This is a genomic window from Mycobacteroides sp. PCS013, from assembly GCF_049532645.1.
Lineage (GTDB): Bacteria > Actinomycetota > Actinomycetes > Mycobacteriales > Mycobacteriaceae > Mycobacterium > Mycobacterium gwanakae.
This window is the reverse complement of record NZ_CP150131.1, coordinates 3,822,476-3,848,385: the sequence shown is the minus strand read 5'-3', so window position 1 is coordinate 3,848,385 and position 25,910 is coordinate 3,822,476. Positions and strand designations below refer to the sequence as shown.

The 25,910-nt window shown below is 64.7% G+C and carries 23 protein-coding genes and 1 pseudogene; 11 read left to right on the top strand and 13 right to left on the bottom strand.

Annotated features, from left to right (window positions below):
• Nucleotides 1-15 precede the first annotated feature (15 nt).
• On the top strand, nt 16-1,143 hold the full coding sequence (locus tag RHO23_RS19205; RefSeq protein WP_064409864.1) for a glycoside hydrolase family 3 N-terminal domain-containing protein: 1,128 nt from the start codon (nt 16-18) through the stop codon (nt 1,141-1,143).
• Here RHO23_RS19205 and RHO23_RS19200 read toward each other — a convergent pair.
• Together RHO23_RS19200 and RHO23_RS19195 are read right to left on the bottom strand one after the other, a co-directional pair.
• Nucleotides 1,140-2,429, bottom strand: a complete 1,290-nt coding sequence (locus RHO23_RS19200; RefSeq protein WP_064409863.1) for a cytochrome P450 — start codon at nt 2,427-2,429, stop codon at nt 1,140-1,142. The two genes, RHO23_RS19205 and RHO23_RS19200, sit on opposite strands and share 4 nt — an antisense overlap.
• A gap of 58 nt (nt 2,430-2,487) precedes the next feature.
• Nucleotides 2,488-3,828 carry a cytochrome P450 gene (locus tag RHO23_RS19195; protein ID WP_423488209.1) on the bottom strand — a complete coding sequence of 447 codons (1,341 nt, stop codon included), beginning with the start codon at nt 3,826-3,828 and terminating at the stop codon, nt 2,488-2,490.
• Nucleotides 3,829-4,157: 329 nt separating this feature from the next.
• Here RHO23_RS19195 and RHO23_RS19190 point away from each other — a divergent pair, with 329 nt between their 5' ends.
• The 3 genes from RHO23_RS19190 to RHO23_RS19180 all read left to right on the top strand — a co-directional run bounded on the left by RHO23_RS19190 (nt 4,158) and on the right by RHO23_RS19180 (nt 6,873).
• The gene (locus tag RHO23_RS19190) at nt 4,158-6,008 is read left to right on the top strand and encodes a fatty acyl-AMP ligase (RefSeq protein ID WP_064409861.1); all 1,851 of its coding nucleotides are present in this window, start codon (nt 4,158-4,160) and stop codon (nt 6,006-6,008) included.
• 144 nt (nt 6,009-6,152) lie between these two features.
• Nucleotides 6,153-6,509: a YciI family protein gene (locus RHO23_RS19185; RefSeq protein WP_046255103.1), complete on the top strand. Its 357-nt coding sequence runs from the start codon at nt 6,153-6,155 to the stop codon at nt 6,507-6,509.
• A gap of 1 nt (nt 6,510) precedes the next feature.
• Nucleotides 6,511-6,873, top strand: coding sequence for a YciI family protein (locus RHO23_RS19180; RefSeq protein ID WP_423488208.1), 363 nt, complete (start codon nt 6,511-6,513; stop codon nt 6,871-6,873).
• Between the two features lie 2 nt (nt 6,874-6,875).
• Here RHO23_RS19180 and RHO23_RS19175 read toward each other — a convergent pair whose 3' ends face one another.
• Nucleotides 6,876-7,616 (bottom strand): MerR family transcriptional regulator, encoded by a 741-nt coding sequence (locus tag RHO23_RS19175; protein WP_423488207.1) that lies wholly within the window; start codon nt 7,614-7,616, stop codon nt 6,876-6,878.
• A gap of 86 nt (nt 7,617-7,702) precedes the next feature.
• On the opposite strand from RHO23_RS19175, the gene RHO23_RS19170 reads away from it, so the two are divergent.
• Nucleotides 7,703-8,593, top strand: coding sequence for a metal-dependent hydrolase (locus RHO23_RS19170; RefSeq protein WP_423488206.1), 891 nt, complete (start codon nt 7,703-7,705; stop codon nt 8,591-8,593).
• Nucleotides 8,590-9,885 carry a cytochrome P450 gene (locus RHO23_RS19165; protein ID WP_423488205.1) on the top strand — a complete coding sequence of 432 codons (1,296 nt, stop codon included), beginning with the start codon at nt 8,590-8,592 and terminating at the stop codon, nt 9,883-9,885. Before RHO23_RS19170 ends, RHO23_RS19165 begins: the two co-directional genes overlap by 4 nt.
• Here the strand turns inward: RHO23_RS19165 and RHO23_RS19160 are convergent.
• The gene (locus tag RHO23_RS19160) at nt 9,882-10,769 is read right to left on the bottom strand and encodes a TerC family protein (RefSeq protein WP_423488204.1); all 888 of its coding nucleotides are present in this window, start codon (nt 10,767-10,769) and stop codon (nt 9,882-9,884) included. The genes RHO23_RS19165 and RHO23_RS19160 overlap by 4 nt on opposite strands.
• A 174-nt stretch (nt 10,770-10,943) precedes the next feature.
• Here RHO23_RS19160 and RHO23_RS19155 point away from each other — a divergent pair, with 174 nt between their 5' ends.
• Nucleotides 10,944-11,561, top strand: a complete 618-nt coding sequence (locus RHO23_RS19155) for a TetR/AcrR family transcriptional regulator (RefSeq protein ID WP_078300098.1) — start codon at nt 10,944-10,946, stop codon at nt 11,559-11,561.
• 4 nt (nt 11,562-11,565) lie between these two features.
• Here RHO23_RS19155 and RHO23_RS19150 read toward each other — a convergent pair whose 3' ends face one another.
• The 5 genes from RHO23_RS19150 to RHO23_RS19130 all read right to left on the bottom strand — a co-directional run bounded on the left by RHO23_RS19150 (nt 11,566) and on the right by RHO23_RS19130 (nt 17,624).
• Nucleotides 11,566-13,356 (bottom strand): SulP family inorganic anion transporter, encoded by a 1,791-nt coding sequence (locus RHO23_RS19150; protein ID WP_423488203.1) that lies wholly within the window; start codon nt 13,354-13,356, stop codon nt 11,566-11,568.
• Nucleotides 13,357-14,475, bottom strand: a complete 1,119-nt coding sequence (locus RHO23_RS19145) for a sulfate ABC transporter substrate-binding protein (RefSeq protein ID WP_423488202.1) — start codon at nt 14,473-14,475, stop codon at nt 13,357-13,359. It lies immediately after the preceding gene.
• 105 nt (nt 14,476-14,580) lie between these two features.
• Nucleotides 14,581-15,213: a maleylpyruvate isomerase family mycothiol-dependent enzyme gene (locus RHO23_RS19140; RefSeq protein ID WP_101312072.1), complete on the bottom strand. Its 633-nt coding sequence runs from the start codon at nt 15,211-15,213 to the stop codon at nt 14,581-14,583.
• A gap of 207 nt (nt 15,214-15,420) precedes the next feature.
• Nucleotides 15,421-16,263, bottom strand: coding sequence for a MaoC/PaaZ C-terminal domain-containing protein (locus tag RHO23_RS19135; protein WP_030097303.1), 843 nt, complete (start codon nt 16,261-16,263; stop codon nt 15,421-15,423).
• 2 nt (nt 16,264-16,265) lie between these two features.
• Nucleotides 16,266-17,624 carry a 3-oxoacyl-ACP reductase gene (locus RHO23_RS19130; protein WP_057965473.1) on the bottom strand — a complete coding sequence of 453 codons (1,359 nt, stop codon included), beginning with the start codon at nt 17,622-17,624 and terminating at the stop codon, nt 16,266-16,268.
• Nucleotides 17,625-17,723: 99 nt separating this feature from the next.
• On the opposite strand from RHO23_RS19130, the gene RHO23_RS19125 reads away from it, so the two are divergent.
• Nucleotides 17,724-19,049 carry an acetyl-CoA C-acetyltransferase gene (locus RHO23_RS19125; protein WP_057965472.1) on the top strand — a complete coding sequence of 442 codons (1,326 nt, stop codon included), beginning with the start codon at nt 17,724-17,726 and terminating at the stop codon, nt 19,047-19,049.
• A 226-nt stretch (nt 19,050-19,275) separates the two neighbouring features.
• Here the strand turns inward: RHO23_RS19125 and RHO23_RS19120 are convergent, their stop codons facing one another.
• Nucleotides 19,276-19,899, bottom strand: coding sequence for a TetR/AcrR family transcriptional regulator (locus RHO23_RS19120; protein ID WP_423488201.1), 624 nt, complete (start codon nt 19,897-19,899; stop codon nt 19,276-19,278).
• A 78-nt stretch (nt 19,900-19,977) separates the two neighbouring features.
• Here RHO23_RS19120 and RHO23_RS19115 point away from each other — a divergent pair, with 78 nt between their 5' ends.
• Nucleotides 19,978-21,006, top strand: coding sequence for an oxygenase MpaB family protein (locus RHO23_RS19115; protein WP_423488200.1), 1,029 nt, complete (start codon nt 19,978-19,980; stop codon nt 21,004-21,006).
• On the top strand, nt 21,003-22,133 hold the full coding sequence (locus RHO23_RS19110; RefSeq protein ID WP_064409852.1) for an NDMA-dependent alcohol dehydrogenase: 1,131 nt from the start codon (nt 21,003-21,005) through the stop codon (nt 22,131-22,133). Before RHO23_RS19115 ends, RHO23_RS19110 begins: the two co-directional genes overlap by 4 nt.
• Here RHO23_RS19110 and RHO23_RS19105 read toward each other — a convergent pair whose 3' ends face one another.
• A complete protein-coding gene (locus RHO23_RS19105; RefSeq protein WP_423488199.1) occupies nt 22,134-23,627 on the bottom strand; it encodes a molybdopterin-dependent oxidoreductase in 1,494 nt (497 codons plus the stop codon).
• Between the two features lie 68 nt (nt 23,628-23,695).
• On the opposite strand from RHO23_RS19105, the pseudogene RHO23_RS19100 reads away from it, so the two are divergent.
• Nucleotides 23,696-24,158, top strand: a pseudogene (locus tag RHO23_RS19100) (AAA family ATPase).
• A gap of 25 nt (nt 24,159-24,183) precedes the next feature.
• Here RHO23_RS19100 and RHO23_RS19095 read toward each other — a convergent pair.
• Nucleotides 24,184-24,867, bottom strand: coding sequence for a DUF1361 domain-containing protein (locus RHO23_RS19095; protein ID WP_423488198.1), 684 nt, complete (start codon nt 24,865-24,867; stop codon nt 24,184-24,186).
• A gap of 33 nt (nt 24,868-24,900) precedes the next feature.
• Nucleotides 24,901-25,854, bottom strand: a complete 954-nt coding sequence (locus RHO23_RS19090; protein WP_423488197.1) for an alpha/beta hydrolase — start codon at nt 25,852-25,854, stop codon at nt 24,901-24,903.
• Nucleotides 25,855-25,910 lie beyond the last annotated feature (56 nt).

Here is a 25,910-nt window from a genome sequence, read left to right as displayed (position 1 = left end):
GATGGCCTCATGAGAATGCGTGCAGGGGCAGTACTGACCGGTCTCGTTGTGGTGGCGCTGTCCGCCTGCGGCGGCAATACCTCGGAGCCGTCCAAGGAACCCTCGCCGTCGTCTTCGGGAAAGGCCCCCGCCACCGCAGCGCCCGCCGCTGACCTGGCCTGCCTGAGTACCCGTGACAGGCTGGCGCAGCTGCTCATGGTGGGCGTCAAGGACGCCGATGACGCCCGTGCGCTGGTGCGAGACCATCACGTTGGCGGCATCTTCGTCGGCAGCTGGACCAAGAAGGAGATGCTGACTGACGGCTCCCTGCACGACGTCGTCACCGCCGGTCCGATCCCGGCAGCGGTGAGCGTCGATGAGGAGGGCGGGCGGGTGTCTCGCCTCAAGGACCTCATCGGTCCGTCCCCGTCCGCGCGGGAACTGGCCGCCACGCAGACTCCCGAACAGGTGCAGGCGCTCAGCCAGGAGCGCGGTCAGAAGATGAAGGACCTCGGCATCACTATCGACTTCGCACCCGATGCCGACGTGACCGACGGCGACCCGGACGGCGCCATCGGGGACCGCTCGTACAGCGGCGACCCGCAGAAGGTCGCCGAGTACGCCGAGGCAGCGGTGCGGGGATATCAGGCCAGTGGTGTGCGCGCTGTGGTGAAGCACTTTCCGGGCCATGGCCACGCGTCGGGTGACTCGCACACCAACGGCGTGGTAACCCCGCCGCTGGAGCAGCTGAAGGACAACGATTTGGTGCCGTATCGCTCGCTGGTGACCAGCGGTGCCGCCGTGATGATCGGCCACATGCAGGTGCCCGGACTGACCGGCGACGACCCATCTAGTCTGAGTCCGGCCGCAGTCGACCTGCTGCGCAAGGGAACCGGCTACGGGGCGCCTGCCTATGACGGAGTGATCTTCACCGATGACCTGTCCTCGATGGCCGCCATCACCGACCGTTTCCCGATCGAGGAGGCGGTGCTCAAGTCGATCAAGGCCGGTGTCGACTGGGCGCTCTGGGTGAGCACCGAAAAGGTTGGCTCAGTCCTGGATCGCCTCGAATCGGCCTACAACGCAGGCGAACTGAACGGCGACGCGATCAACGCCTCGGTGCGCCGGGTGCTGGCTTTCAAGGGCGTCGCCGCCTGCGGCTAACGTCCCAGCGTCACGGGCAGGCTGCGCAGCCCGTGAATACCCATCCCGTCGAAGTACTCCGGCTCACCGGCCAGCGCTAACCCTGGGAAGCGTTCGAACAGCGATTGCAGCGCGGTATGCAGCTCGACGCGTGCCAGCACCTGGCCCAGGCACACGTGAATTCCGGTGCCCAGCGTGATGTTTTCGCGCGCGTTGGACCGGGTGATGTCGAAGACGTCGGGGTTCTCGAACACGGCAGGGTCGCGGTTGGCTCCGCCGAGGAGTAGCAGCGCCGACTGGCCGGCCTCGATGGTGTGTCCTTCGATTTCGACGGTTTCGGTGGCGACGCGGGCCGACCACTGGTTCGAGGTGTCGTAGCGCATGAGTTCCTCGACGGCGTTGGGCCACAGGCTCGGATCGGCACGCAGCGCCGCCAGCTGCTCGGGGTGGCGAAGCAGCGCGAGGATAGCCTTGCCCATCAGATGTGTGGTGGTGACGAATCCCGCGCCCAGGAACACTGCGAAGAACATCTTGAGCTCGAAGTGACTCAGATCGCTGTCGAGAAGTCCTGTGGCCAGCTCGCTTTCGGTGCCTTCACGGCGCAGACGGGCGACGTGTTTCTCAAGGTATTCGTCTATTTCCCGTAAAGCCGCTGTGCCGTCTTGATATTGGCGCCATGACGGGGCGGTGGTCGCGATCAGCTGGATCGCTCGATTCATCGCGGTATAGAGCAGTGAGTAATCCTGCGGCGGCACGGCGATCATCTCGCCGATCACGGCGATGGGGATCTTCGCGGTGAAATCGGGGATCAGGTCCGGGTGCGGATGCTGTTCCAGCGCGTCCAGATGGCCGTTCGTCACGTCCTGGATGCGTCCGCGCAGAGCTTCGATGGCGCGTGGGGTGAACGGCGCGGCGACGAGGCGTCGCAGCCGCCCGTGGTCGGGTGGATCGGTGATCAGAATGGACGGCGGTTCGGCGGGATTGAGCAGCTGCGGGTCGCTCCACGCCGCCAAGCGCTGAATGATCGGTGAGGACGACCGGTGTTCGGGTTTGAAGGTGACGAACCGGTTGTCGCGGAAGATCGTTCGGACGATCTGCGCATCCGCGGTGATCCAGCCATCGCCTGCCTGCGACATCCTCCCGCGGCCACGGATCTTGTCGATGATTGCGTAGATGCCTGCGGCCTGGGACGTGTCGATTCCCAGCTGCGCTACGGGTTCACCGCGTCGGGCAAGCACTTTGAGGTACGCACGGGCCATCCCGTGCGTCACCGCCCAATGGGTGCGCTGTTTGATCCGGTCGTGCATCCGTCCGATCCCCGTGTCGGCTCGCTCGATGCCGAACGGACATCGCGCAGCCTCGAGATTAACTGCTGGCTCGTACCCGGGCACGGCCGAGGTTCACTGGCAGGCTTCCGAAGCCGTGCAGATTGACATGCTTGCCCGGGGTGGGATCGGCTGCCAGCGCGAGTTCGGGGAAGCGTTCGAACAGCGACTGCAGCGCCACCACACCCTCCATCCGCGCCAGACTCGCGCCCAGGCAGACATGGACACCACTGCCGAATGCCACGTGTTCGCGGGCGTTGGCGCGGCTCACGTCGAAGACATCGGGCTCATCGAAAACAGCGGGATCGCGGTTGGCTCCGCCGAGGAGTAGCACTGCCATCGAGCCGGCAGGCAGTGTGTGGCCGTCGAATTCGACGGTTTCGGTGGCCACCCGGCCGGTGACCTGTACCGGGGAGTCGTAACGCAGGATCTCCTCGACGGCGTTCGGCCAGCCTTCCGGATTCTCCTGCAGGTACGCCAGCTGTTCGGAGTGACGCAGCAGGGCCACGATGCCATTCCCGATGAGGTTGACCGTCGTTTCGAATCCGGCACCGAGCAGCAGTGTCATGGTGGCCTTGAGTTCGCGGTCGTCCAGATCGCCGTCGCGCACGATGCTCGCCAAGATGCCGTCGATGGTGGGGTCTTGTGCAAGCTCGCGGCGCAGCCGGACTAGGTGAGCGTCGAAGTAGCGGTCGATCTCGATGAGCGCCTGGGTGGCATCGCGATACGCAGACCAGGTCATGCCGATGTCCAGCAGCGCCGCACCGTGATTGCCCCATTCCAGGAGGAACGGAGCGTCTTCGCGTGGAACACCGAGCATCTCGGCGATGATCGCCACCGGCAATTGCGAGGCATAGTCGTCGAGTAGGTCGGCTCGCTCCTTGCGTTCCAGGTTGTCGAGCAGCTCCAGCGTCACCTCACGGACGCGGTCCTCCAGCTTGCTTACCGCGCGCGGTGTGAACGCCCTCGACACCAGCTTGCGGAACCGGGTGTGTTCGGGTGGGTCGACGGCCAGCATGGCGGGAGGCTCCACCGGGTTGGGCAGACCGGGCTCGGTCCTGTTGAAGATCCACCGGCTGAGCCCCTGGGGGAGCACCGGGGAGGGAATGTTGTTGGGCGCCATGGTGATGAATCGGTGGTCCCGCAGGATCTCGCGTGTCTGCGCCAGACCGGTGAAGACCAGGCCGGTGGCCCGGGCCGGAGCAATGGGGCCCACGGACCGGATCTGTTCGATGTACCGGTAATGGTTGTTGGCGCGATCCGGGCTGAGGAACAACGCCGCCAAGGGCATTTTGCGGACCTGGGTGAGTAGTCCGACGCGGCTGATGCCGTGCATGGTCACCCACCGCGACCAGTACTTGATCAGATCCCTGGATCGCATATTCGCCTCCGACGCTGGATGCTATTTGTCACGAGTCTAATAGTGACCGGCCGGGAAGGGAATGCCCGAAAAGGGTCGGGCACCGGCGCAGGTTCGGCCCGGCGCGGTCGCACCCGTCACATCGCTACTCGGGGGTGTCAAAGCACACAGTGAACAATGTCCCTTCAGGCCTTTTTAGACGCGGCGTCTTATTGGGACTTCGAGTACCGTTTGCTACTGGTACGTCACGTACCATCTACGTTCGGTCGGGACCGTAGCAAAGCGTGATGGCTATTCGTTGCTGCTTGTTGTTGTCCGGCTGTCGTAGTTACGGCTACGCGGAGGTTGCGATGAGTGCGCTGGTGTCAGGGTTGCGTGTCGAGGAGTACCTGGACGAGACGGGCGCGATCTCCTTACCGGATGGCTACACCGTCAACCATTATTTGGAGTGCGCCGTCGATGGCGAGCACGACACTTTTGCCTACCGCTATGTCGATTTCAGCAGCGACCCGGAGGGCGCTCCGTCCGATCTGAACTGGCCCCAACTGCGGGCGCGTTCGCGTGCGGTCGCGGCGAGGCTTCAGCAGGTGACCAAGCCCGGGGATCGGGTCGCGATCTTGGCGCCGCAGGGCCTCGATTACGTCATCGGCTTCTTCGCCGCCATCGAGGCCGGGACCATCGCGGTGCCCCTTTTCGCCCCCGAACTGCCGGGTCATGCCGAGCGGCTCGATGCGGTGCTGACCGATGCCCAACCGACGGTGGTACTCACCAACGAGGCGGCCGCCGAATCCGTCAGCGGTTTCGTCCGGAGGCTGCCGCGCGAGCGCCGGCCCCGGGTCTTGGCCGTCGACGGCGTGCCCGACTCGGTGGGCGCGACGTATGTGCGGGTGACGCCGGATACCGATGACATCGCCTACTTGCAGTACACGTCGGGATCGACGCGAGTGCCCGCCGGTGTCGAGATCACCCATCGTGCGGTGATGACCAACGTGCTGCAGATGGTCATTTCCGTTGGTCTGGATGTGGATGTCCGCGGAGCGAGCTGGCTGCCGCTCTACCACGATATGGGCCTGCTCATGCTCATGTTCCCGCTGTGCGGGGGGCGGATGACGCTCATGTCGCCGATGTCGTTCGTGCGGCGGCCCGGTCGCTGGATTAAGGAACTCGCGGCCGCGTCTCACGTGGGCCGCACCTTTGGCGCCGCCCCTAACTTCGCCTTCGAGCTGGCCGCCGAGCGAGGCCTGCCGAAGGATGGCGAAGCCCTGGATCTGAGCAAGGTGGCGGGGCTGATCAATGGTTCCGAGCCGGTCAGCATCGCGTCGATCCGCAAGTTCAATGAGGCCTTCGGTCCCCACGGATTACCGGCCAACGCCATCAAGCCGTCTTACGGTATGGCCGAGGCGACGCTGTTCGTCTCCTCGATCGCGCCCGAAGCGGAGCCGTCCGTCATCTATGTGGATCGCGAACAGCTGGGTGCCGGATACGCGGTACGGGTGGACGCCGCCCATGAGAAGGCGGTGCCGCAGGTGTCCTGTGGTCAGATCGCCCGCAGTCAGTGGGCGGTGATTGTCGACCCGACTGCCGGGGCGGAGCTGCCCGACGGACAGGTGGGCGAGATCTGGTTGCACGGCAACAATATTGGCCGCGGATACTGGGGCCGTCCGGAGGAGACGGACTTCTCTTTCCGCAACACGCTGCGGGCGCGCCTGGGCGAGGGCAGCCATGCCACCGGCGCCGGACTGGGCGCTGCCTGGTTCCGCACGGGCGATCTCGGCGTCTATCTCGAGGGTGAGCTGTACATCACCGGCCGGGTCAAGGATTTGGTGATCGTCGACGGCCGTAACCACTACCCGCACGACATCGAGGCCACCGTCGAGGACGCCTCTCCGGTGGTGCGGCGTGGATTCGTGGCGGCTTTCTCAGTGCCCACCAACGAATTGCCCGTGGGCGTCGAGGCAGGTGAAGGTGCCGGAGAGAGGTTGGTCATCGTCGCCGAACGCGCCGCGGGAGCCGGGCGGGCAGAACCGGGCCCCATCGTCGAGGCGATCCGGGCCGCTGTCTCTCGTCGGCACGCCCTGCCCATCGCCGATGTCCAGCTGGTTCAGGCCGGCGCGATCCCGCGCACCAGCAGCGGAAAGATCGCGCGCCGAGCCTGCCGCCAGGAGTACCTGGACAACAAGCTCGGGACGCACGGCTCGTAGTTCGGCTGCCCGCAGTGAGATCCTCCGCAATTTCTTTCCGACTTATGCGATGAGGTGTCGATTTCGGGCAGGTCTATTCGTAGTGAGGTTGAAGGGAAGCCGACCGGGCGTCCCCATCGCCAGAAGCGGATAGAAAGGACGACCATGAAGCAGTACCTACTCTCGGTCCACAGCTACGCGGAGAACGCAGCCGACTGGAGTGATGAGGATGTGCAGCGGCTGTACGCCCAGACCGGCGCGCTCAACGAGAGAATGAAAGAGGCCGGCGTCTGGGTGTTCGCGAACGGTCTGACCGAGCCATCGGATGCGACTGTCGTCCGCAGTGTGGACGGAAAGGTCACCACCACGGACGGCCCTTACCTGGAGACCAAGGAACACCTCGGTGGCTTCTGGATCATCAACGCGCCTGACCTCGATGCGGCGTTGAAGTGGGCCGCCGAGGGGTCGGCGGCATGCGAGGAGCCCGTCGAGGTGCGGCCCTTCCAGGACGAGGAGGCCTGACATGAGCCGCTATCTGCTTTCGATTGTTTATCCACCTGATGCGGTGCAGCCCGACGATGCCGCCTTGGTGACCGTCGGTGCCGATGTACAGGCTGTCACCCGCCGCATGCAGGAGGCGGGGGTGTGGCTCTTCGCCGCTGGTCTGCAGCCGGCCGCTACCGCGACCATGGTGAGTGCCAACGCCTCTGGGCATACCACGACCGACGGGCCGTACACCGAGACCAAGGAACAACTCGGCGGCTTCAGCATCATCGAGGTGCCGACCCTGGCCGACGCCCAGCAGTGGGCCGCCGAGGTATCCCGTGCGGTGTGGTGCCCCATCGAGGTTCGTGGCCTGGACCGGGGTTGCGGCGAGGTCGACTGAGACTAGGCCGATGAGGCCGGGCGGTTGCGTTCCAGCACGGCCTCGGCCTCGTCGGCCTGTTGCAGCAGGATCGGGTCGACGGTGTCATCGAGGGCCCGCGCCAACAGTCGCGATGCCAGCGTGACAGTCAATTGTTTTGCCTTTGAAGCATTTTCGGCGATCTTAGCCCAGTCCTCGGATGCGTAGCCCGACTCGACGAAGGGCTGCCACACGTCGGCCACGTAGGCCCCCAGCAACAGCTGCGCGATCTGATGTTGCAGCCGGTCCACTTCGCGCAGGGTCTCGGTGATGCGGGACATCGACATGCCCGCGGCGATCAGCAGTTCGATTGCATCGAGGGTTTCGCCGTCGCGGACCGAGATCGTTTTCGCATCGACATCGGATACCAGCCCCAGCTCGGCCAGTGCCACATCGGCGCCCGTGCCGACGCGCGTGATGAGCTCGGCGCGCGGCATCACCACCGGATCTCCCGTGGCGAATGGGCTGAGGGCTTCGATCACCATCTTGCGGACGCTGTCCTCGGAGCCGCCGCCTGAGTCGATGACCCGGCGAATGACATCCAGCGGGAACCCCTGGGATTTCAAGTTCTTGACGTGATTGATGATCGCGACATGGTCGTCGGAGTAGATGCCGACCCGTCCCCGCTTCTCGGGCGGGGGTACCAGCCCGAGTGTCTGCCACTCGCGGATGTTGCGCGCCGTCATGGCTACGCGCTGTGCCAGCTGGTCGATAGTCAGGTCCATTACGCGTGAACTTTACTCCCTTGTCCGTTACGGAAGTCTCCGTTACGGTTATTTACGGAACTCAATGACGAGCGAGAGGTAGTGCGATGGTGGCGACCGCCGAGATTACGTATCCGAAGACGCGACGAATCCAATTCGGATTCGGAGAGACGCCCTCCGGGCCCAAGCACTTCGCGCAGGACGACATCGTTTTCAGCCACACCGTGGCCTTCCTGTCGGCCGTATTTCCGCCGGGGGAGGACATCTTCGTGCGATCCGTGCGCCGGTACCGGGACAAGATCACCGATCCCGATCTCAAGAAAAGAGTGGCCGGGTTCATCGGTCAGGAGATGACGCACGGATTGCAGCATCGTGAGCTCAACGAGCAGCTTGCCGAAATGGGTTACCCCACAGCGTGGTTTGAGTACCTGTTGCAGAGCACCGAGCGTATGGAGAAGTTCCTCGACAAGCAGTACCCCGATCCGGAGCGGTTGACCCGGCTGCGGCACCTGTTCCTGGCGTTCACGGTGGGAGCCGAGCACTTCACCGCCGTGTTCGCGGAGAATGTCCTGGGGCGGCCGGATATCCAGAAATTGTTGTCCGACCCCGAAATCCGGAACATGCTCAATTGGCACGCGCTGGAAGAGCTGGAACACAAGTCGGTGGCCTTCGACGTCTATCGCGATATCGGCGCGTCCGAGCAGCTGCGCATCCGCATGATGCGGCTCCTCTCCACCATCGCGGTGCCGGCGATCGTGGCCTCGTCCTGGGTGTCCATCGTCACCACGGATCCGGTGGGTCGGCGCCAGCCGTTGCGGCTGCTGCGAGAGACCTTCGGGATGGTGCGCGGGCCGCTGTTCCGGGGCATCTATCGGGAGATGAAGCCGTTCATGCGCAAGGGATTCCATCCGGATGACATCGACACCAGTGCCCTCATGGTCGAATGGCAGGAAAGGCTCTTCGGCACCGAGGGTGAACTTGTCGGGCATCTGAAATGACCCTCAAACATGATGCACGGCTGGTCTACACCACCACCAAACCCGTTGTTCGGTCACTGATCACCAACGCGGCCACCGAGATGCGAGCCAAGGTTTCCGGCCGCCGATTTCCGGGCGTGCAGGAGACCGTTTTCGATCCGATGGACCCGGAGACCGCCGCCAATCCATACCCCGGATATCGCGCACTGCTGGCGGGTGGCCGGGTGCATTACAACCGAAAACGCAACGCCTTCATCCTGTGTCGCTATGAGGATGTGCGCGCGGCAGCTCGTAATGACGCGCTGCTGTCCAACCGCGACGGCGTCGTACGGGCACGGTTCGAAGTTCCGGTGCTGCTGAACATGGACCGACCGCGACACACCGAACTGCGCCGTAAGGCGCTGCCCGGGTTCACCCGTGGAGCCCTGGAGGGTTGGGCGCCGACGGTCGACCGGATGGCCGCCGAGTTGGTGACGGGACTCCTGGGCGACCCCGGCTCGGATGTCGTCGAGCACCTGGCAGTTCCGCTGCCCATGAGGATGATCGCGCACATTCTCGGCATTCCGCCCGAAGATGAGGCGTTCTTCCGGCACTGGTCCAACGAATCGGTGCGAGTGGCCAATGTCGAGTTCAGCCCGAAGGGCTTGCGGCAGGTTCCGGGAACTCTCAACGGTGTTCGGCATCTGCATGACTACTTCATGACTCAACTCGGCAAGGGAAACCTGCTGGGGGCAGACACCGTGTTGGGCAAGCTCGTCGCGGATGCGGGCGAGGGCGAGATCAGCCACGACGAGCTGTTCTACTTCGCGCTCTTGCTCTTGCTGGCAGGCAATGAGACCACCACCAACCTGCTGAGCACCATGTTCTTGACCATGTCGGAAAACCCGGACCAGTTCGAGCTCATCAGGTCAGATCCGCGGTTGCTCGCGGGCGCGGTCGAGGAGCAGCTGCGCTATTCCTCTCCGATCCAGAACTTCTATCGCACTGCGGCGCAGGATTACCCCGTCGGGGACGCGGTGATCCCGGCCGGTGTCCGGGTGGCGTTGTTATGGGGTGCGGCCAACCGTGATCCGCGCGAGTTCGATGACCCGGATCGTTTTCTCGCGACTCGCCCGGTGACCCAGCACGTGGCGTTCGGTTCCGGTGTACATCTGTGCCTGGGGGCAGGGCTGGCCCGCATGGAAGGGCAGGCGGTGCTGCGAGAACTGGTCAACCGAGTGCAACGCGTCGAGGTCGAGGGCGCACCGAGGTGGACCACCAACAGCTCACTGCGTGGTCTTGAGGAGCTGCGGGTTCGGCTCGTGCCGCGTTAGCCGAGTCCGGCCGGGGTATCGCCGCCCTCGCCCGTCACGGGCTTTCGGGATAATCCGACCGAACCTGCGTCCGGACTCGTCGAGGTGGCCGCGGCAATCGCCACGGACTCGTCCACACCGGGGTAGCTGGGACGTAGGGCAACGGGACGCTGAGTCGTGTTGTCCTGTCGGGCCTTACGTGCGGCGGCCATCAGATTGAGGGCCTCGACCAAGATGGCGAACGCCATCGGGCCGTAGATCATCGCCTTGTCGATCTTGATACGGAAGCCGTCGGCGATGAGGAACACCCCGATGAGCAGCAGGAAGGACAGCGCGAGCATCTTGACGGTGGGATGGCGGTTGACGAAGGCGAAGACGAAGCGCGATGCGAAGAGCATGATCGCGAAGGACAGCACCACCACGGTGACGATGATGATCATATTGCTGGTCATGCCCACCGCCGTGATCACCGAGTCGAGCGAGAACACCAGGTCCAGCAGCAGGATCTGCACCAGCACGGATTTGAATGTCGTTACACCCGTGGAAGTTCCGCTTTCTTCGCCGGTGCCTTCGAGCTTGAGATGTATTTCGTGGACAGCCTTGTAGACCAGGAATAGCCCGCCGGCGATCAGGATGAAGTCCTTGATCGAGAACCCCTGGCCGAACAGTTCGAGAACGTCCTCTTTGAGCGTGATGATCCAGCCGGCCAAGAAGACCAACCCCACGCGCATCACCATTGCCAGGGTCAGCCCCAGATTGCGGGCCCGGGCCTGCTGCGCGCTGGGCAGCTTGCTAGCCAGGATGGAGATGAAGATGACGTTGTCGATGCCCAGGACCACCTCCAGCACGAACAGGGTCAGAAAGACGGCCACCAGGTCGGGGGTCAGCGCAAGGGTGAAGTCCACGTCGCGCATGGTACGGGGTGGGGGTATCGGGTGAGTGACGTTTGCGCGCCGCCCCCGAGTCGGGCAGATAAACTCTCTTTGGACCCGCAGTTCTGGGGTGTGTGCAATAGTCGAACCACTCAGTAGCTTACTCTGGAGTAAGTTCGCGTTGACGTCCCAACCTCGGAGGCATCCATGGCCGGTGGTACCAAGCGGCTGCCCCGTGCTGTTCGGGAGCAGCAGATGCTGGACGCCGCCGTGGAGGAGTTCGCGCTCAACGGCTTCCGGGACACCTCGATGGACGCCATCGCTGCGGCGGCCAAGATTTCCAAGCCGATGCTCTATCTGTATTACGGCTCCAAGGAAGACCTTTTTGTCGCCTGCTTACGCCGCGAACTCGGCAGGTTCGTCGAGGCGGTGCGTGGCGATATCGACCTCACGAAATCGCCGCGAGACGTGTTGAGCACCACCGTCGTATCGTTTCTCAACTACGTCGACACCCACCGGGCTTCGTGGATCGTGATCTACGGACAGGCCACCAGTACGCAGCTGTTCGCCAAGCAAGTACGCGAGGGGCGCGACCGCATCATCGAACTGGTGGCGCGGCTGATCAAGGCCGCTTCACCGGAAATCGATCCCGATACCGACTACGACGCGATGGCCGTGGCCCTCGTCGGCGGTGGTGAGGCTGTCGCCTCCCGGGTGGCGACCGGCGATATCAAGGTCGAAAGCGCCAAGGACACGCTGCTCAACCTCGGTTGGCGCGGTCTGCGTGGTCGTCCGCGCGATGAGCCCGTGGCCAAGCGCGCCTAAGTCCTCAGACCAGGTAGTAGAGCTTTTCCTGGTGTGCCGCCGGGGCCGAAGGTGTTTCGGCCAACCGGGTCTGCGCGTATCGCACGGCCTTTAGCGTCGCCGAGAATTCGCGGTCTTCCTCCGGGAACACCTGCTCGGCGGGGAGCCAATCGGTGAAGCCCACGTTCTGCAGCAGCGCGAGCGAATCCGGCCGCACTCCGGCGAGCAGGACGGTGACGCCCAGCTCTTGGTGCTCTCGGATGAAGTGCTCCAGGCGCTCGATGCAGACCACGTCGGGATGGCGTACCCGCTTCAACCTCAGGATCACGACCTTCAGATTCTCGTCGCGGATCCGGGCGTGCAGCGCTTCGAGATAGCGGTCGAGTTCGGGTGCCGCACCGAAGAACAGCTCGCCCTCCAGGTCGTAGATGACGGGGGACGACGCGCGAACCGAGCTGGCGGCGTCGGCGGGGTTGTCCTGGGGGGTCCGCTCACGGATCACACCCTCTTCGGTGACGATGAGTTCGGCAGCCTTGAGCTTGGCCGCGCGCGGCACGAACAGCAGGATCGAGAGCACGACACCAATCAGCACCGCGGTGTCCAGGTTCACGGCCACGCCGACCAGCGCCGTGATGATGACCAGCCCGGCGTCGTACCGCGAGGCCTTGAGCGCGTACGAGAGGCGCCGGAAGTCGACCAGCCGCACAGCGGTGACCAACAACAGGCCGGCCAGTGCCGCCTGCGGGATGTACCGGAGCAGCGGCGCGAACAGCAGTAGCGCGATGGTCACCGTTGCGGCGCTGACAATTCCGGAGAACCTGGTCGCCGCACCGGATTGGTAGTTGATGGCCGATCGGGACAACGAACCCGACCCGGGCAGGCTCTGGAAGAAGCCACCGGTGAGGTTGGCCAGCCCCTCGGCGAGGATCTGACGGTTGTAATCGATCTGCTGTCCGGTGTGGTGTGCGATGGCCTTGGCAATCGACAATGCCTCGATCAGACCGATGAACGCAATGGCCAATGCGCCATGCGAAAGCTCACCGAGGGTGCTCACCTGAACCTCGGGGATGTGGAATTCCGGAAGGCTGGCGGGGATCTTGCCGGAGATCTTCACATCGGTATGTCCAGTGCCGTCCGGCACCGACCAGCCATAGGCGTACGCGATGACCGCCGTCACGATGAGCACCAGCAGCATGTCGATCTGCGGCAGGCCATAGCGTTGAACCAGACGGCGCAGGAGTATCGCCAACACCACCGCCGAGACGCTCAGGACCAACGCGCGGTAGTTCACGCCATCGCCGTGGAACAGGGTGAGCCAGGCACGCTGCAGCACCTGCATGTGCCCATCTCCCTTGTCCCGCACACCAATAGCATTGGCTAGCTGGCCAATGGCCAGCAGCAGGGCAGCACTTGCCATGAATCCGATGACGACGGACTCGGAGATGTATCGGGTGAGGTCACCGAGCTTGAAGACGGCGATGAGGATCTGGATGGCACCGACCAGCACACCCAGCAGGAACAGGGCTTCGAACAGCCCGGTGCGGTTCTCCGGATCCAGGAATGCCAGCGAGCTGAACACCAGCAGTGAGATGGCGCTCGTGGGTCCGTTGATCAGATGCGACGAGGACCCGAAGATCGATGCGATGGCCGTGACCACGATCGCGGAGTAGACACCGTACTTCGGGTCGACCCCGGCGATGAGCGCATAGGCCATGGCTTGGGGAAGGGATATCGCCGCCACCGTCAGACCGGCGACGATGTCGCGACGGGCCTTGATCGCGTCGTAGTTCTCGAATACTCCTAGTACCGAGGGCATCTAGCGTCCTTGTCTGTCGGAGGCGAAGGTGGTGGTGCCCCGGTCGGTGGTGCGCGGGATGGTCTCGTAGATCCCGTTCTCCGAGAAGAACTTCTGTCGTGCGTCATCCCAGCTGGTCGCGATGGCCGTGATGGGGAACAGGTTTATCGCGGGCAGCGTATTGCTGTGGCGAGCAAGGATTTCGGGCTTGATCGGACGGTAACCGCGCTGGGCGGCGACCTCCTGCGCCTCATCGGTGAACAGGTATTCCAGATACGCCTTGGCGATCGCGGCGCGCTTGGTGTCGTGCAAGTTGGCGTCCACCCAGGCGACCGCAGGCTCTGCGCGGATGCTCACCGGCGGATAGACGATCTCGAGTTCGCCCTTGTTGGCGTTCACCTCGTTGATCGCCTCGTTCTCCCACGTCAGGTGCACGTCGCCGAGCCGTTGAACCGAGAATGTGTTGGTGGCACCGCGCGCTCCGCTGTCGAGCGCGGCCACGTTGCGGAACAACGCGGTGAGATAGGAACGTGCGTCCGTCTCGGTGCCCCCGCGCGTCACCACCGAGCCCCATGCCGCGAGCACGGAGAGCTGCCCGTTCCCGGAGGTGCGGGGGTTCGGCGTGATGACGGCGACGTTTTCCTTGGCGAGGTCGGGCCAGTCGTGGATATCGCGCGGGTTGCCCTTGCGCACGACGAACACGATGGTCGAGGTGTAGGGGACGGAGTTGTTGGGCAGCCGTTGCCGCCAGTTGGGCGCGATCAGCCCGCGCAGGCTCAATGTGTCCACGTCACTCACAGATGCCAGCGACACCACGTCGGCGCGCTGACTGCCGTCCAGGACGCTGCGGGCTTGGCGCCCCGATCCACCGTTGGTGCGCTTGATCTCGATCGTCTTGCCGGTCTTGTCCTTGTACTGCTTGGTGAAGGTGCCGTCGAGGACGTTGTAGAGCTCACGCGTCGGGTCGTAGGACACGTTGAGTAGCTGGTCGGTGCTGTGGTCGGGCAGATTCTTGACCACCACCAGGGTGGCCGCGACGAGGACGGCGACCACGCCGAGGATGTTCAACAAAGGGAGCTGTCGCAGCAGTGCGCGCCAGTCGACGGATGGCGCTTCCTGGTGATCCTCGTCCGCTGGCACGACGTACTCCTCGAATTTGCTGCAGGAAATGACGAGCGATCCTAACGAGCGGTTCGCCGAAGTGCAGCCGTCGAGATCAGCGTGAGTATTACCCGGGCGTGCGCGCTAACCGTGTAGCTGGGCCACGCCATCCCCGGTGACCTCGGCGAGGGCAACCGGCCTACCCGAGAGCACGAGCATGATGGCTTCCGCGGGGCCGCGCACGACCTTCCCCTGGCCCGATGACCATGCGAGATCCGTTGCTTCCCATCGCAGTCCATCGCGCCTTCGATCGCGAGGAGTGAACGCCCGCTGTGCCGCGAACGATGTCAGGAAGGTGAGTATGGTGCGTTGGCGCTCCGGATCGAAGGACCGGCTGATCCCGAGCGGCCGGCGGATATCCTGGCCGTGGATCACGGTATCTGCAAGCTGGGCTTTAGGTCCTAGAACCGGTGGGGCAAAACGATTTTCGGCCTGCTCGCGTAGCAATCGGGGCAGCTCGGCGCCGTGTCGCTCGATGACATCGGCCGTGACCGCAACGCTGGCCTTGTCGAAGCTGCCTTTGGCTTTGAGGATCGCCGGTATGAACTTGGCGGGTGAATTGATCAGCGGAGCGATGAGGTGAGCGGCCACGCCGCGCACCGTCCAGGCTCCGCACAGTGAAGGCGTTGCCCACTGGTCGTCGGTGAGCCCCGCGAGTGCATCGGCGAGCTCGCGGCGCTCCGCAGCAATCGCCGCATAGACCTGCTCTTTATCCATGGCGCGCCTGTCTTTTCGTTGCTATTTGACATGAATCTAATTGCGGATCTGCTGACGGGCAAGGATGGCCAGGTGCGTCTCTCGCTTCGCCGCCGAGTGTCGAGGTGTTGGGTCGCCTTCGCGCGATTTCGCGCGGAAAGTCGACACTCGGCGAACGCAGAAGGCCCGCGACCGGATTACCGGTCGCGGGCCTTCAACGAGGTGCTATCAGAGCGGGGTGATGGTTCCGTTCAGGTGCGGATCACCCTTCTTGGGATTGCGAACGGCGATGTCCCAGCCCTTGCCGTCCTTCTCGATCCACACGCCCACCGAGGCGGGCAGCAGGATCGGCTTGCCGAACTTGACGTCGTAACGCACAGCGTCGGGGATCTCGCCCTGGATGTTTCCCAGAACTGCTGCGGCGGTGAACATTCCGTGAGCGATTGCCTTCGGGAAGCCCAGCGCCTTCGCGCCGATCGACGAGGTGTGGATCGGGTTGTGGTCCCCGCCCACCGATGCGTACCGGCGGATCTGTCCACCGCTGATCCGCAGCGTCGAGTTCGGCGGCGGCAGTTTGACGGCCTTGGGCGGTTCCGACTTGGGCCCGTCGGACAGGCTGGTGCGCTGCTGACGCAGGAACGTCATGGTCTGCTGCCACACGGTGTCGGTGCCGATCGTGATGTCGGTCAGGACGTCCACCAGCAGGCCCTTGCGATGCTCGCGCAGGTTCTCGGTGCGCACCTCGATGTCGACGGTGTCGGTCGCGGTGATGGCGCGGTGCTGGGTGATGTGGTTCTCCAGGTGCACGGTGCCGATGGCCGGGAACGGGAAGTCCAATCCCGTCACCAATGCCATGACCGAGGGGAACTGCAGCGCGAACGGATACGTCACCGGCACCTTGTCGGTGAAGCTCAAGCCGGTCACCTTGGCGTAGGCGGCGACGTGTGCGGGGTCGATTTGTACACCGTGGGTCCGAACAACCCTGCTGGGCAGGGTGGACGGACGGGGGATGAACGGCAGTGCACCCACTGCCGCCATCACCATGTTCTGGAGCCCGGACGGCTGAGCCATGGCTACGCCCCCAGCCAGGACTGGCCGCAGACGCGAACCACGTTGCCGGTCACCGCGTTCGAGGCGGGGCTGGCGAAGTAGGCAATGGTCTCGGCAACATCCACCGGCTCTCCACCCTGGTTCAGGGAGTTGATGCGGCGGCCGACCTCACGGTTGGCCAGCGGGATGGCGGCGGTCATCTTGGTCTCGATGAAGCCCGGTGCGACGGCGTTGATGGTGATGCCCTTCTCGGCCAGCGACGGGGCCAGCGCCTGGGTGATGCCGATCATGCCGGCCTTGGTGGCGCCGTAGTTGGTCTGGCCACGGTTACCGGCGATACCGGCGATGGAGGCCAGGCCGATGATGCGTCCGCCCTCTCCGATGGTGCCGTTGTCGATGAGGCCTTCGGTAAGACGCTGCGGGGCAAGCAGGTTCACGGCGATGACGGAGTCCCAGCGGGCGTCGTCCATATTGGCCAGCAGCTTGTCGCGGGTGATGCCGGCGTTGTTGACCAGGATGTCGGCCTTGCCGCCGTGGTGCTCCTTGAGGTGCGCGGTGATCTGATCGATGGCGTCGGCCGCGGTGACATCCAGGGCCAGCGAGGTGCCGCCGACCTTCTGGGCGACGGCGGTCAGGTCGTCGGACGGCATGTCGATCGCGACGACGGCGGCGCCGTCACGGGCGAACACCTCGGCGATGGTCTCGCCGATACCGCGGGCGGCGCCGGTGACGATGGCGACCTTCCCGGCCAGCGGCTTGTCCCAGTCGGCGGGAGGGGTGGAGTCGTCGGCGCCCACGTAGAACACCTGACCGTCCACGTAGGTCGACTTGGCCGACAGGATGAAGCGGACGGTCGACTCCAGGCCGGTGGCAGCGGTCTTGGCGTCGGGGTGCACGTAGACCAGCTGCACGGTGGCGCCGTTGCCGAACTCCTTGGCCAGCGAGCGGGTGAAGCCTTCCAGGGCGCGCTGGGCGATGCGCTCGTCGGTGGTGGCTGCCTTGTCCGGGGTGGTGCCGATGACAAGCAGGCGGCCGGACTTGCCGACATTGCGCAGCAGTGGGGTGAAGAACTCGTGGAGTCCCTTGAGCTCGACCGGTGTGGTGATACCGGTGGCGTCGAAGACCAGGGCGCCAAACTTGTCGGCCCAGCGGCCGCCGAGGTTGTTGGACACCAGGTCGTAGTCCTCGGCCAGCGCGGCGCGCAGCGGCTCGGCGAGGCGGCCCTCGCCGCCGATCAGCACGGGCCCGGCCAGTGCGGGCTGGCCCTTCTTGTAGCGGCGCAGGTTCTCGGGCTGCGGGATACCCAGGCGGCCGGCGAGCAGGTTGCCGGGCCCGGAGTTGACCAGCAGCGCGTACAGGTCGTCAGTGAGCTTGGGGGACATGTGCCGTCCTTCGTAATTGGTCTAGGGTGAATTCGACAAAGAACTTACTCCAGAGTAAGAATGCTCGGTAATCCTGCCCCCTCAACAGTGGAGAGACAAGTGGCAACTAGCTCGGCACGCAAGTCAGACGCTTCGCAAGGTCGCCGCCGCGTCGCGGTTCTCGGTGGTAACCGCATCCCCTTCGCACGTTCGGACGGCGCCTATGCGAACGCCTCCAACCAGGACATGTTGACCGCCGCCATCACCGGCGCGTCCGATCGCTTCAACCTCAAGGGCGAGCGCTTGGGCGCCGTCATCGCCGGTGCGGTGCTCAAGCTGAGCCGTGATTTCAATCTCACCCGCGAATCGGTGCTGGGCAGCCCGCTGTCCCCGTACTCGCAGGCGTTCGACCTGCAGCAGGCATGTGGCACGGGTCTGCAGGCGGCCATCGTGGGTGCCGACGGCATCGCGCTGGGCCGTTACGAGTCGGTGCTGGCCGGCGGTGTGGACACCACCTCCGATGCGCCCATCAACTTCGGTGATGATCTTCGCCACACCCTGCTGGCGATCCGTCGCGCCAAGGACAACGTCACCCGTCTCAAGCTGCTGGGCAAGCTGCCCGCCGCGCTCGGCGTCGACATTCCGCAGAACGGCGAGCCGCGCACCGGGCTGTCCATGGGCGAGCACGCCGCCATCACCGCCAAGCAGATGGGCGTCAAGCGCACCGAGCAGGACGCGCTGGCCGCCGCCAGCCACCAGAAGATGGCCGCTGCCTACGACCGTGGCTTCTTCGACGACCTGATCAGCCCGTTCCTGGGGCTGTACCGCGACGACAACCTGCGCCCGAACTCGAGCGTGGAGAAGCTGGCGACGTTGAAGCCGGTGTTCGGTGTGAAGCACGGCGACGCCACCATGACCGCGGGTAACTCCACCCCGTTGACCGATGGCGCTTCGGTGGCGCTGCTGTCCAGCGAGGAGTGGGCCGCCGAGCGCGGCATCCCCGTGCTGGCCTACTTCGTTGACGGCGAGACCGCGGCGGTGGATTACATCAACGGTCCCGATGGTCTGCTGATGGCGCCGACCTACGCGGTGCCGCGTCTGCTGGCCCGCAACGGCCTGACCTTGCAGGACTTCGATTTCTACGAGATCCACGAGGCGTTCGCCTCGGTGGTGCTCGCGACACTGCAGGCGTGGGAGTCGGCGGATTACTGCAAGGAGCGCCTCGGCCTCGACAAGCCGTTGGGCGCCATCGACCGATCCAAGCTCAACGTCAACGGCTCGTCGCTGGCGGCCGGGCACCCGTTCGCGGCCACCGGCGGCCGCATCGTGGCCCAGCTGGCCAAGCAGCTCGCCGAGAAGAAGGCTGAGACCGGTAAGCCGGTGCGCGGACTCATCTCGGTCTGTGCCGCGGGCGGCCAGGGCGTGACCGCAATCCTGGAAGCCTGAGCGACCTAAGCACCTCATCGAGACCCCCGGTCATCGGCACTACGCCTGTGACCGGGGGTTTTGTCATTCCCGGAATCTGGTTAAAAAAAGTTTCAAGATTTTTCGGAGAGGCTGTAACGCTCTGGAAGTAGGTGTCGATACATGGGTAGCCTCGCGCCACCGTCCGACCCCCCGACCCGACGGCGGCGCGGGGCTACCTAATTTTTTGGGCAGCCCGCCGGTACGGCTACGAAGTCAGCAGACCGTATGCCATTCGTTTGAGGCCCACCCGGAGTTGTTGGAGATCGATCGGAGTCCGGTCGGTCTGGAAGAACATCAGCGTGGTGGTGATCGCCGAGTTGATGAAGAGCCACGCGATCGTCTCCGCTTCCAGATCAGCGTGGTACTGATCGCGATACTGCTGAACGTGCAGGGTCATCATCGTCTGCATCAGTACCGGCATATTCGAGCTGGCCTCGACCTCGCGTGCGAACTCGGGATTCTCGTTGAGATAGCGCAGGGTAGGGGCGTTGTCGGTGGTGAATGCGATCAACATGTCGATGGCGGAGTCCATCATCTGCTGCGGTGGCGCCAGTGCGTTGGCCGCCAGCGCTGACCGGACACCCGGCAGCTGTCGGTCAGCGGCGTCCCGGATCGCGGCCATGATGATGTCGTCTTTAGTGCTGAAGTACTGATAGATCGAGCCCTTGCCGATACCCGTGATGGCGGCAATGCGGTTGGTGGTGATCGCCTCCGGGCCTTCGGTGCGCAGCAGCTGCCCGGTCGCCGTCACGATTTTTGCGACCAGTTCCCGCGATCTCTGCTGTTGTGGCGCCTTGCGCAGCCGTGAACTGCGATTTTCCGATGCCATGACGGCCCCCAGACGAGACTTATATGCGACCTGGTGTTCACGTTAGCTTCTCGGGTAACGACACAAGGAGGTTTCGTTGTGACTGCACTGGTGGAGTCCCCGGCAACGCAGGGCCCGGTTTCGCGAGATTGGGCGCAGCCGGTGCCCGAGCTGTTCGATCCCCTCGGTGTGACCGCGTCCCTGGGTGGGCAATGGTTGTATCTGCCCGCTGTCGGTGCGGCGTTCATCATGCAGGGCATGCATCCGGTGATCGGGGATGTGACCGATCGGTACTCGGTGGCAGATCGAGACCCGGCGGGCCGGGCCATTCGTTCCTTCGACGCGGTGCAGCAGTGGATCTTCGGGGGTAAGGCCGCGATCGAACAGGGTTACTGGTTACGCACGATGCACAAGCCGCTGCAGATGCAGGGTGAGAGCGGCGGGAGGCAGGGTAAGCACATCAGCGCCCTGGACCCGGAGGCGTACGCCTGGGTGATCGCGACGGCGTATGTGGCGGGGCGCCGGGTGACGCCGCGATTCCTGGGACGGGACCTGACCGACGAGGAGGACGAGCAGCTCTTTCAGGACAATCGTCTACTGGCCCGGATCACTCAGGTACCCGAGCGTGGGTATCCCAGAACCCGCGCGGAGTTCTGGGAGTACTACGACCGCATGGTCGGGCAGGTTCTGATCAATCATCCTGCGGTCGCAGAGAATCTGGGGAAACTGGTCGATCCTTTGAGCGGCATCGAGGACTCACCGCTGCTGCGCCGGCTCCCGCGTTGGGTTCCCTCGAGTCTCGTGGTCGCAGCGTTAAAGCCCGTGCTGGCACCGATTTCCCGCGTTTTCTTCGTCCTGACTTTCGGGGCCATGGATCAGCGGGTGCGGGACATTCTCGGCGTCGCATGGACCCAGCGGGATGAGCGTCTGCTGCGTAGGTTTTTCACCGCCTATCGTGCCGCCGCTCGGGTGCTGCCCGAGCGTGTCACCTATTCGCCGCTTGCCTACCATGCCCGCGAACATCAGCGAGTGATCAACCGGATGCGCGGCCGTGAACTGGCCAATTTCGCAGCGCACGACAAGGGCGAACCATCTGCTGTCCGGCGTGCCCAGCGGGCGAGTGCATGACGTCCTATCGTCGTTCTCACGCTTCGGTGATACGCAGCGTGCCAGGAGAATTCGAGCCCTGCGTGGTAGAGGTGGAAGATCCGCGACCCGGCGAGATCATGGTCCGGATGGCCGCGGTCGGTCTGTGTCATTCCGACGATCACATCGCCACCGGAGACTTCCCGGTGGAGATGCTGCCGATGTGTGGGGGTCACGAGGGCGCCGGCGTTGTGGAGAAGGTTGGCGATGGCACAACGCAATTCGCCGTCGGAGACCATGTGGTGCTGACGTTTCTGCCCGCCTGCGGCCGCTGCCTGTGGTGTTCGCGCGGCATGCAGCAGCTCTGCGATGCCGGCGCCTATGCGCTCACCGGATCCAGATTCGACGACCCCACCAGCTACCGGCTGCGTCTCGACGGGCAGCCGTGTGGGCAGCAGCTGGGGCTCTCGGCGTTCAGCGAGTACACCACCGTCTCGGTTCAGTCCGCGTACAAGGTTCCCAAAGAGCTTCCGTTGAATCGGTTGTGTCTGTTGGGATGTGCGATGGGCACCGGATGGGGTACTGCCGTCAATGCCGCCGCGGTCAAGCCCGGGCAGACGGTGATCGTCATGGGCCTGGGTGGAGTCGGTGCCGCCGCGGTCCAGGGGGCCGCGCATTCAGGAGCGGCGAATGTTCTGCTGGTCGACCCGGTGGCGTACAAGCGTGAGGCGGCAAAAACATTCGGCGCGACTGAGGTGTTCGCCTCGATGGAGGAAGCCGCCGATCGGGCCCGCTCCTACACCAACGGACAGGGCGCGGACGCCACCATGATCACGGTGGGCCGGATGGAGCCGGGCGATCTCACGGCGGCCGTGGACTCCATCCGTAAGGGCGGCACGGTGGCGATGACCAGCATGGGCGCCTTCCGTCCCGAGGATGTGTCACTGGATCTGAGCATGGTCACGTTGATGCAGAAGACGATCAAGGGCGTCATCTACGGGAACTGGAGCCCGTTTGAGGCAGTGCCCACCATGCTGGCGCTCTATGCCAGCGGTGAACTCAAGACGGACGAGATGGTGACCCGCACCTATGCCCTTGACGAGATCGCTCAGGGATATCGGGACATGAAGCAGGGCAAGAATATTCGCAGCATTGTGGAGTTCGGATAGTCAGGCCGCCACCGTGACAAGCCGTTTCGGATATCCCGTCGCCCCATCGGGTACGGGGGACGCGATCTGATCGGTTTGCACCGCTCCGGTGCCGTCGGTGGCGCGTGCGGTGATGATGTGTTCACCCGGCGTCGCCTGCCAACCGAACCACCATTGCCGCCAGGTGTCGACCGAGTACTCGGGGGCAAGCGTCGCGGGCTGCCAGGGGCCGTCGTCGACCTGTACTTCCACCTTGGTGATGCCCCGATGCTGGGCCCACGCCGTGCCCGCCACGATCTGAGTGCCTGTGCCCAGGCGGCCGCCCGTTCGGGGCGTGTCGATGCGGCATCCCGTCTTGATGGGGCCGCGCGCCGACCAGCCGCGAACGGTCCAGTACGCCCGTGCGGTGTCGAATCGGGTGATCTCCCAGTCGACAACCCACTTGGTCGCGGACACGTAGCCGTACAGCCCGGGCACCACCTGCCGGACCGGGTATCCGTGCTCGACGGGCAGCGGTGTCCCGTTCATCGCAACGGCCAAGATGGCGTCACGGCCATCGGTGAGTACATCGAGTGGGGTGCCGGCCGTCCAGCCGTCGGCGCTCTTCGACAACAGCATGTCCGCATCACCGTGGACTCCAACGGATTCCAGGATCGCCTTGATGGGAAAGCCGGTCCACATCGCGTTGCCGATCAAGTCTCCGCCGATCTCGTTGGAGACGCAGGTCAAGGTGACGGCGCGTTCCGTTGCTGCCATGGCGTTCAGGTCTGCCCACGTCAGGATGCGCGGGCGGTCGACCATGCCGTGAATGTTGAGCTGCCACTCGGCGGTGGTCAGCTGGGGCACCCGCAGCGCCGTGTCGATGCGGTAGAAGTCCGCGTTACCGGTGATGTAGGGGGCCGCACCTTTGACGTTGATGCCGTCGGGCAGCGGCGGAGCGGGCGCGACGGGTGCGGGCAGTACAGCGTCGCGGCGTTCCTCGGCGACGACGGCACCCTTGCTCCAGCGGCTGCCGAGCCAATAGGTGCCGGCTGATCCGAGGGTGAAAACCGCTGCTGCTCCGAAGAATTTGCGTCGGTCGGGCGCATCCTGGCCATCGGCACGGCCCACCAGGGCTCGCAGCACGAGCACTCCGGCCACGGCCGCGATCACTGATGGCCAGATCCAGGTGAACGCCCCGGTCGGCCGGGTTACCGCGGCCAATGCGCCGACGACACCGAGCGCCGCGATAAGCGCCGAGCCATACCGTCGTTCTCGCTCCACGAGACCGGCGGTTGCCGCGAGTAGAGCGATGATCGCGGACAGGCATGCGAACAACACGGCCTTGTCGGAGGTACCGAAGACCCCGATCACCCATTCGCGTATGGCTGCCGGGGTGTGGTCGACGACCATGTTTCCGACCGCGAAAAAGGGTGCGGAATCCGGTGCGACGGCCGCGGCGGTCAGTTGTCCGGCCGCCAGTGCGGCGCCCGCGGCGATAAGGCCCGCGATGATCCGTCGTGCTGCCTGCTCCATCGTCACCTCCGTTTGGGGGTCTACTCTTCTCCTGCTTTCAACGAGCCGCCACCGCATATGGTTCAGATGTGGCACGGGTGTTGGTGACGGGCATGTCGGGAACAGGGAAGAGCACGCTGCTGGCGGAGCTGGCGCGTCGCGGATTTCGGACCGTCGACACCGATTACGACGGCTGGACGCTGTCTGACGGCGGCTGGGACGCTGTCTGACGGCGGCTGGGACGCTGTCAGGATGGCGGCGCTGCTGAGCCGGTATCCGGATGTCGTCGTGTCCGGAACCGTGGACAACCAGGTGGACTTCTATGACAGCTTCGGCCACGTGGTGCTGCTCAGCGTGCCGTTGGAGGTTGCCATCGCACGGGTGAGCTCTCGTACCGACAACCCCTACGGTCGAACCGAAATCGAGCGTGCCGAGATCGCCCGGTACACCGACGAGGTGGAGCCGCTGCTGCGCCAGAGCGCCACCGTGGAATTGGATGGGCGCCTTTCCGTGGCCGAACTGGCCGAACGCGTCGGGGCATTGGCGCGGTGATGTGTGAAACGGGGCCGAAAGGCTGCTAGACGGGCACCTTTGCGGCATTTGTTGGCACCGGGTCCTTTTCGGAATTCTCGTCGGGAGCCGATAGCGACCACACGGTCAGGTAGGCCAGCCCGAAGAACGCGGCGACCGCCACGGCCACACCGGTGTGGGCCACAAACGCGAACGGAGAGCTGACCCATTCCAGGGTGCTCGCGGCGACCGCGCCGGGACGGTGAATCAGGTCCCAGGAGTTCCAGCGCTGGAAGCGGCCGATCACCACGCCGACGGCGCACAGCCCGACCGAGACGACGACGACTATCCATCCGGTGAGAATGCCGAAATCACGCTGAATTCGCCGGTGTACCAACCGCAGTGAGACCACGCCGAGGATGATCCCGGTCCAGGCCGCGACGCCGTACTGCAGCACATGACGCCAGAATGCGATGCCGTCGATGAGGTGCACCAGATCGGTGACCAGATACGGTGCGTTGGGCAAGAATGCGAGCCACACCAAGCCAATCGGTATCAGCCAGATCTTGCGCCGGACGGCAGAGAATGCCAGTGCCGCGAAGACGGGCAGCCACGCCAGGAACAGATTCCAGATGAGGAACCGGGTGGGGTAGAACAGGGGCGCCGCCGGATCGGTGACCCCGAGCAGGAAGGTCAACAGGCTGGTTGCGACCAGCGAGAGAACCAGCACGGCACGTCGGGCTTCGGTCATGCGTCAAGTTTGCCCGAAGATTGACCGAAGCGGTCAGCCGGCGACCGCGCGGATGAATCCGACCGCCGCCTCTTCGAGTTGCTTCAGTCCAGGATCCTCCAGCGGGTAGTGCCCGGCCTGTTCGAGCGGTACCACTGTCACCGGAACCTTGGTGATGGGGTCCAGCACCGGCCGACTGAATTCGTAAGGGGTCCAACGGTCTTCATCGGGCTGGGCGAGGAGGATGGGACAGACATCGAAATCGGCGGGTTCGACGGCGGGTGCGTAGCCCATGTACTCGGCCAGGAACTTCACGCTGACCCAGTTGGCGGCGGACGTGCGGTCCTTCATGAAGATCTTCATCGCGGCCCGGCTGTTCGCCAGTGTGCTCATCTTCGCGGCCAGCCACATGGGGTAGCGCACCCGCCGGGCCGGTGTCTTGGCGGCGAGCCGCAGAAAAGGCACCCCGACGCGTGCGGTGAGCAGGTCGTGGGCGGTGCCGTCGGCCACCTCACGCACTCGCTGGTCCAGGAACGTCATGCCGATGATTCCGCGCACCGTGTCACGCGGCGCCTTGGCCGCGACGTGGTAGGCGAGCATTCCGCCGGCGCTCAGCCCGTACAGCACGATGGGTCGCACGTCGCGGCGGCGTTCGTACTCCAGGTAGTCGACAACCAGGTCCACCCAGTCGCCGTATCCCGGTACCGAACCCGGCGCCACATCGGTAAGCCCATAGCCGAGGTTGTCGATCGCGATCGTCTCGAAGCCCCTGCCCGCCAACGGCGCACCGAGGATCAGCGACATCTGACGGCCGTTGGTGCCGACGCCGTGCAGCAGCACCACCTTCACCGGTGCCGCGGGATTGGGGTACCGGTCCAGGTGCACCTGGTTGCCACGCCAGTCCCAGAACTCCTCGTGCGGTGCCGTCGACTCGTCCAGGCGCAGCCGCTCGGGAAGGAGCATCTGCAGGTCTTTCCACGCGTGCTGGTCGCGGTAGTAACGAGGCATACGGCAACCTTAGGTGGGGTGTGATCACGGCGGTACCCCGGAATGCAGAAGGCCCC

Excerpts from the sequence above, each read along its gene's own strand:
- RHO23_RS19205 (WP_064409864.1), top strand. The coding sequence starts at position 16 with ATGCGTGCAGGGGCAGTACTGACCGGTCTCGTTGTGGTGGCGCTGTCC.
- RHO23_RS19200 (WP_064409863.1), bottom strand. The coding sequence starts at position 2,429 with ATGCACGACCGGATCAAACAGCGCACCCATTGGGCGGTGACGCACGGG.
- RHO23_RS19185 (WP_046255103.1), top strand. The coding sequence starts at position 6,153 with ATGAAGCAGTACCTACTCTCGGTCCACAGCTACGCGGAGAACGCAGCC.
- RHO23_RS19155 (WP_078300098.1), top strand. The coding sequence starts at position 10,944 with ATGGCCGGTGGTACCAAGCGGCTGCCCCGTGCTGTTCGGGAGCAGCAG.
- RHO23_RS19090 (WP_423488197.1), bottom strand. The coding sequence starts at position 25,854 with ATGCCTCGTTACTACCGCGACCAGCACGCGTGGAAAGACCTGCAGATG.
- RHO23_RS19130 (WP_057965473.1), bottom strand. The coding sequence starts at position 17,624 with ATGTCCCCCAAGCTCACTGACGACCTGTACGCGCTGCTGGTCAACTCC.
- RHO23_RS19170 (WP_423488206.1), top strand. The coding sequence starts at position 7,703 with ATGGTGGCGACCGCCGAGATTACGTATCCGAAGACGCGACGAATCCAA.
- RHO23_RS19140 (WP_101312072.1), bottom strand. The coding sequence starts at position 15,213 with ATGGATAAAGAGCAGGTCTATGCGGCGATTGCTGCGGAGCGCCGCGAG.
- RHO23_RS19165 (WP_423488205.1), top strand. The coding sequence starts at position 8,590 with ATGACCCTCAAACATGATGCACGGCTGGTCTACACCACCACCAAACCC.
- RHO23_RS19120 (WP_423488201.1), bottom strand. The coding sequence starts at position 19,899 with ATGGCATCGGAAAATCGCAGTTCACGGCTGCGCAAGGCGCCACAACAG.
- RHO23_RS19150 (WP_423488203.1), bottom strand. The coding sequence starts at position 13,356 with ATGCCCTCGGTACTAGGAGTATTCGAGAACTACGACGCGATCAAGGCC.
- RHO23_RS19105 (WP_423488199.1), bottom strand. The coding sequence starts at position 23,627 with ATGGAGCAGGCAGCACGACGGATCATCGCGGGCCTTATCGCCGCGGGC.
- RHO23_RS19195 (WP_423488209.1), bottom strand. The coding sequence starts at position 3,828 with ATGCGATCCAGGGATCTGATCAAGTACTGGTCGCGGTGGGTGACCATG.
- RHO23_RS19095 (WP_423488198.1), bottom strand. The coding sequence starts at position 24,867 with ATGACCGAAGCCCGACGTGCCGTGCTGGTTCTCTCGCTGGTCGCAACC.
- RHO23_RS19110 (WP_064409852.1), top strand. The coding sequence starts at position 21,003 with ATGACGTCCTATCGTCGTTCTCACGCTTCGGTGATACGCAGCGTGCCA.
- RHO23_RS19175 (WP_423488207.1), bottom strand. The coding sequence starts at position 7,616 with ATGGACCTGACTATCGACCAGCTGGCACAGCGCGTAGCCATGACGGCG.
- RHO23_RS19135 (WP_030097303.1), bottom strand. The coding sequence starts at position 16,263 with ATGGCTCAGCCGTCCGGGCTCCAGAACATGGTGATGGCGGCAGTGGGT.
- RHO23_RS19190 (WP_064409861.1), top strand. The coding sequence starts at position 4,158 with ATGAGTGCGCTGGTGTCAGGGTTGCGTGTCGAGGAGTACCTGGACGAG.
- RHO23_RS19180 (WP_423488208.1), top strand. The coding sequence starts at position 6,511 with ATGAGCCGCTATCTGCTTTCGATTGTTTATCCACCTGATGCGGTGCAG.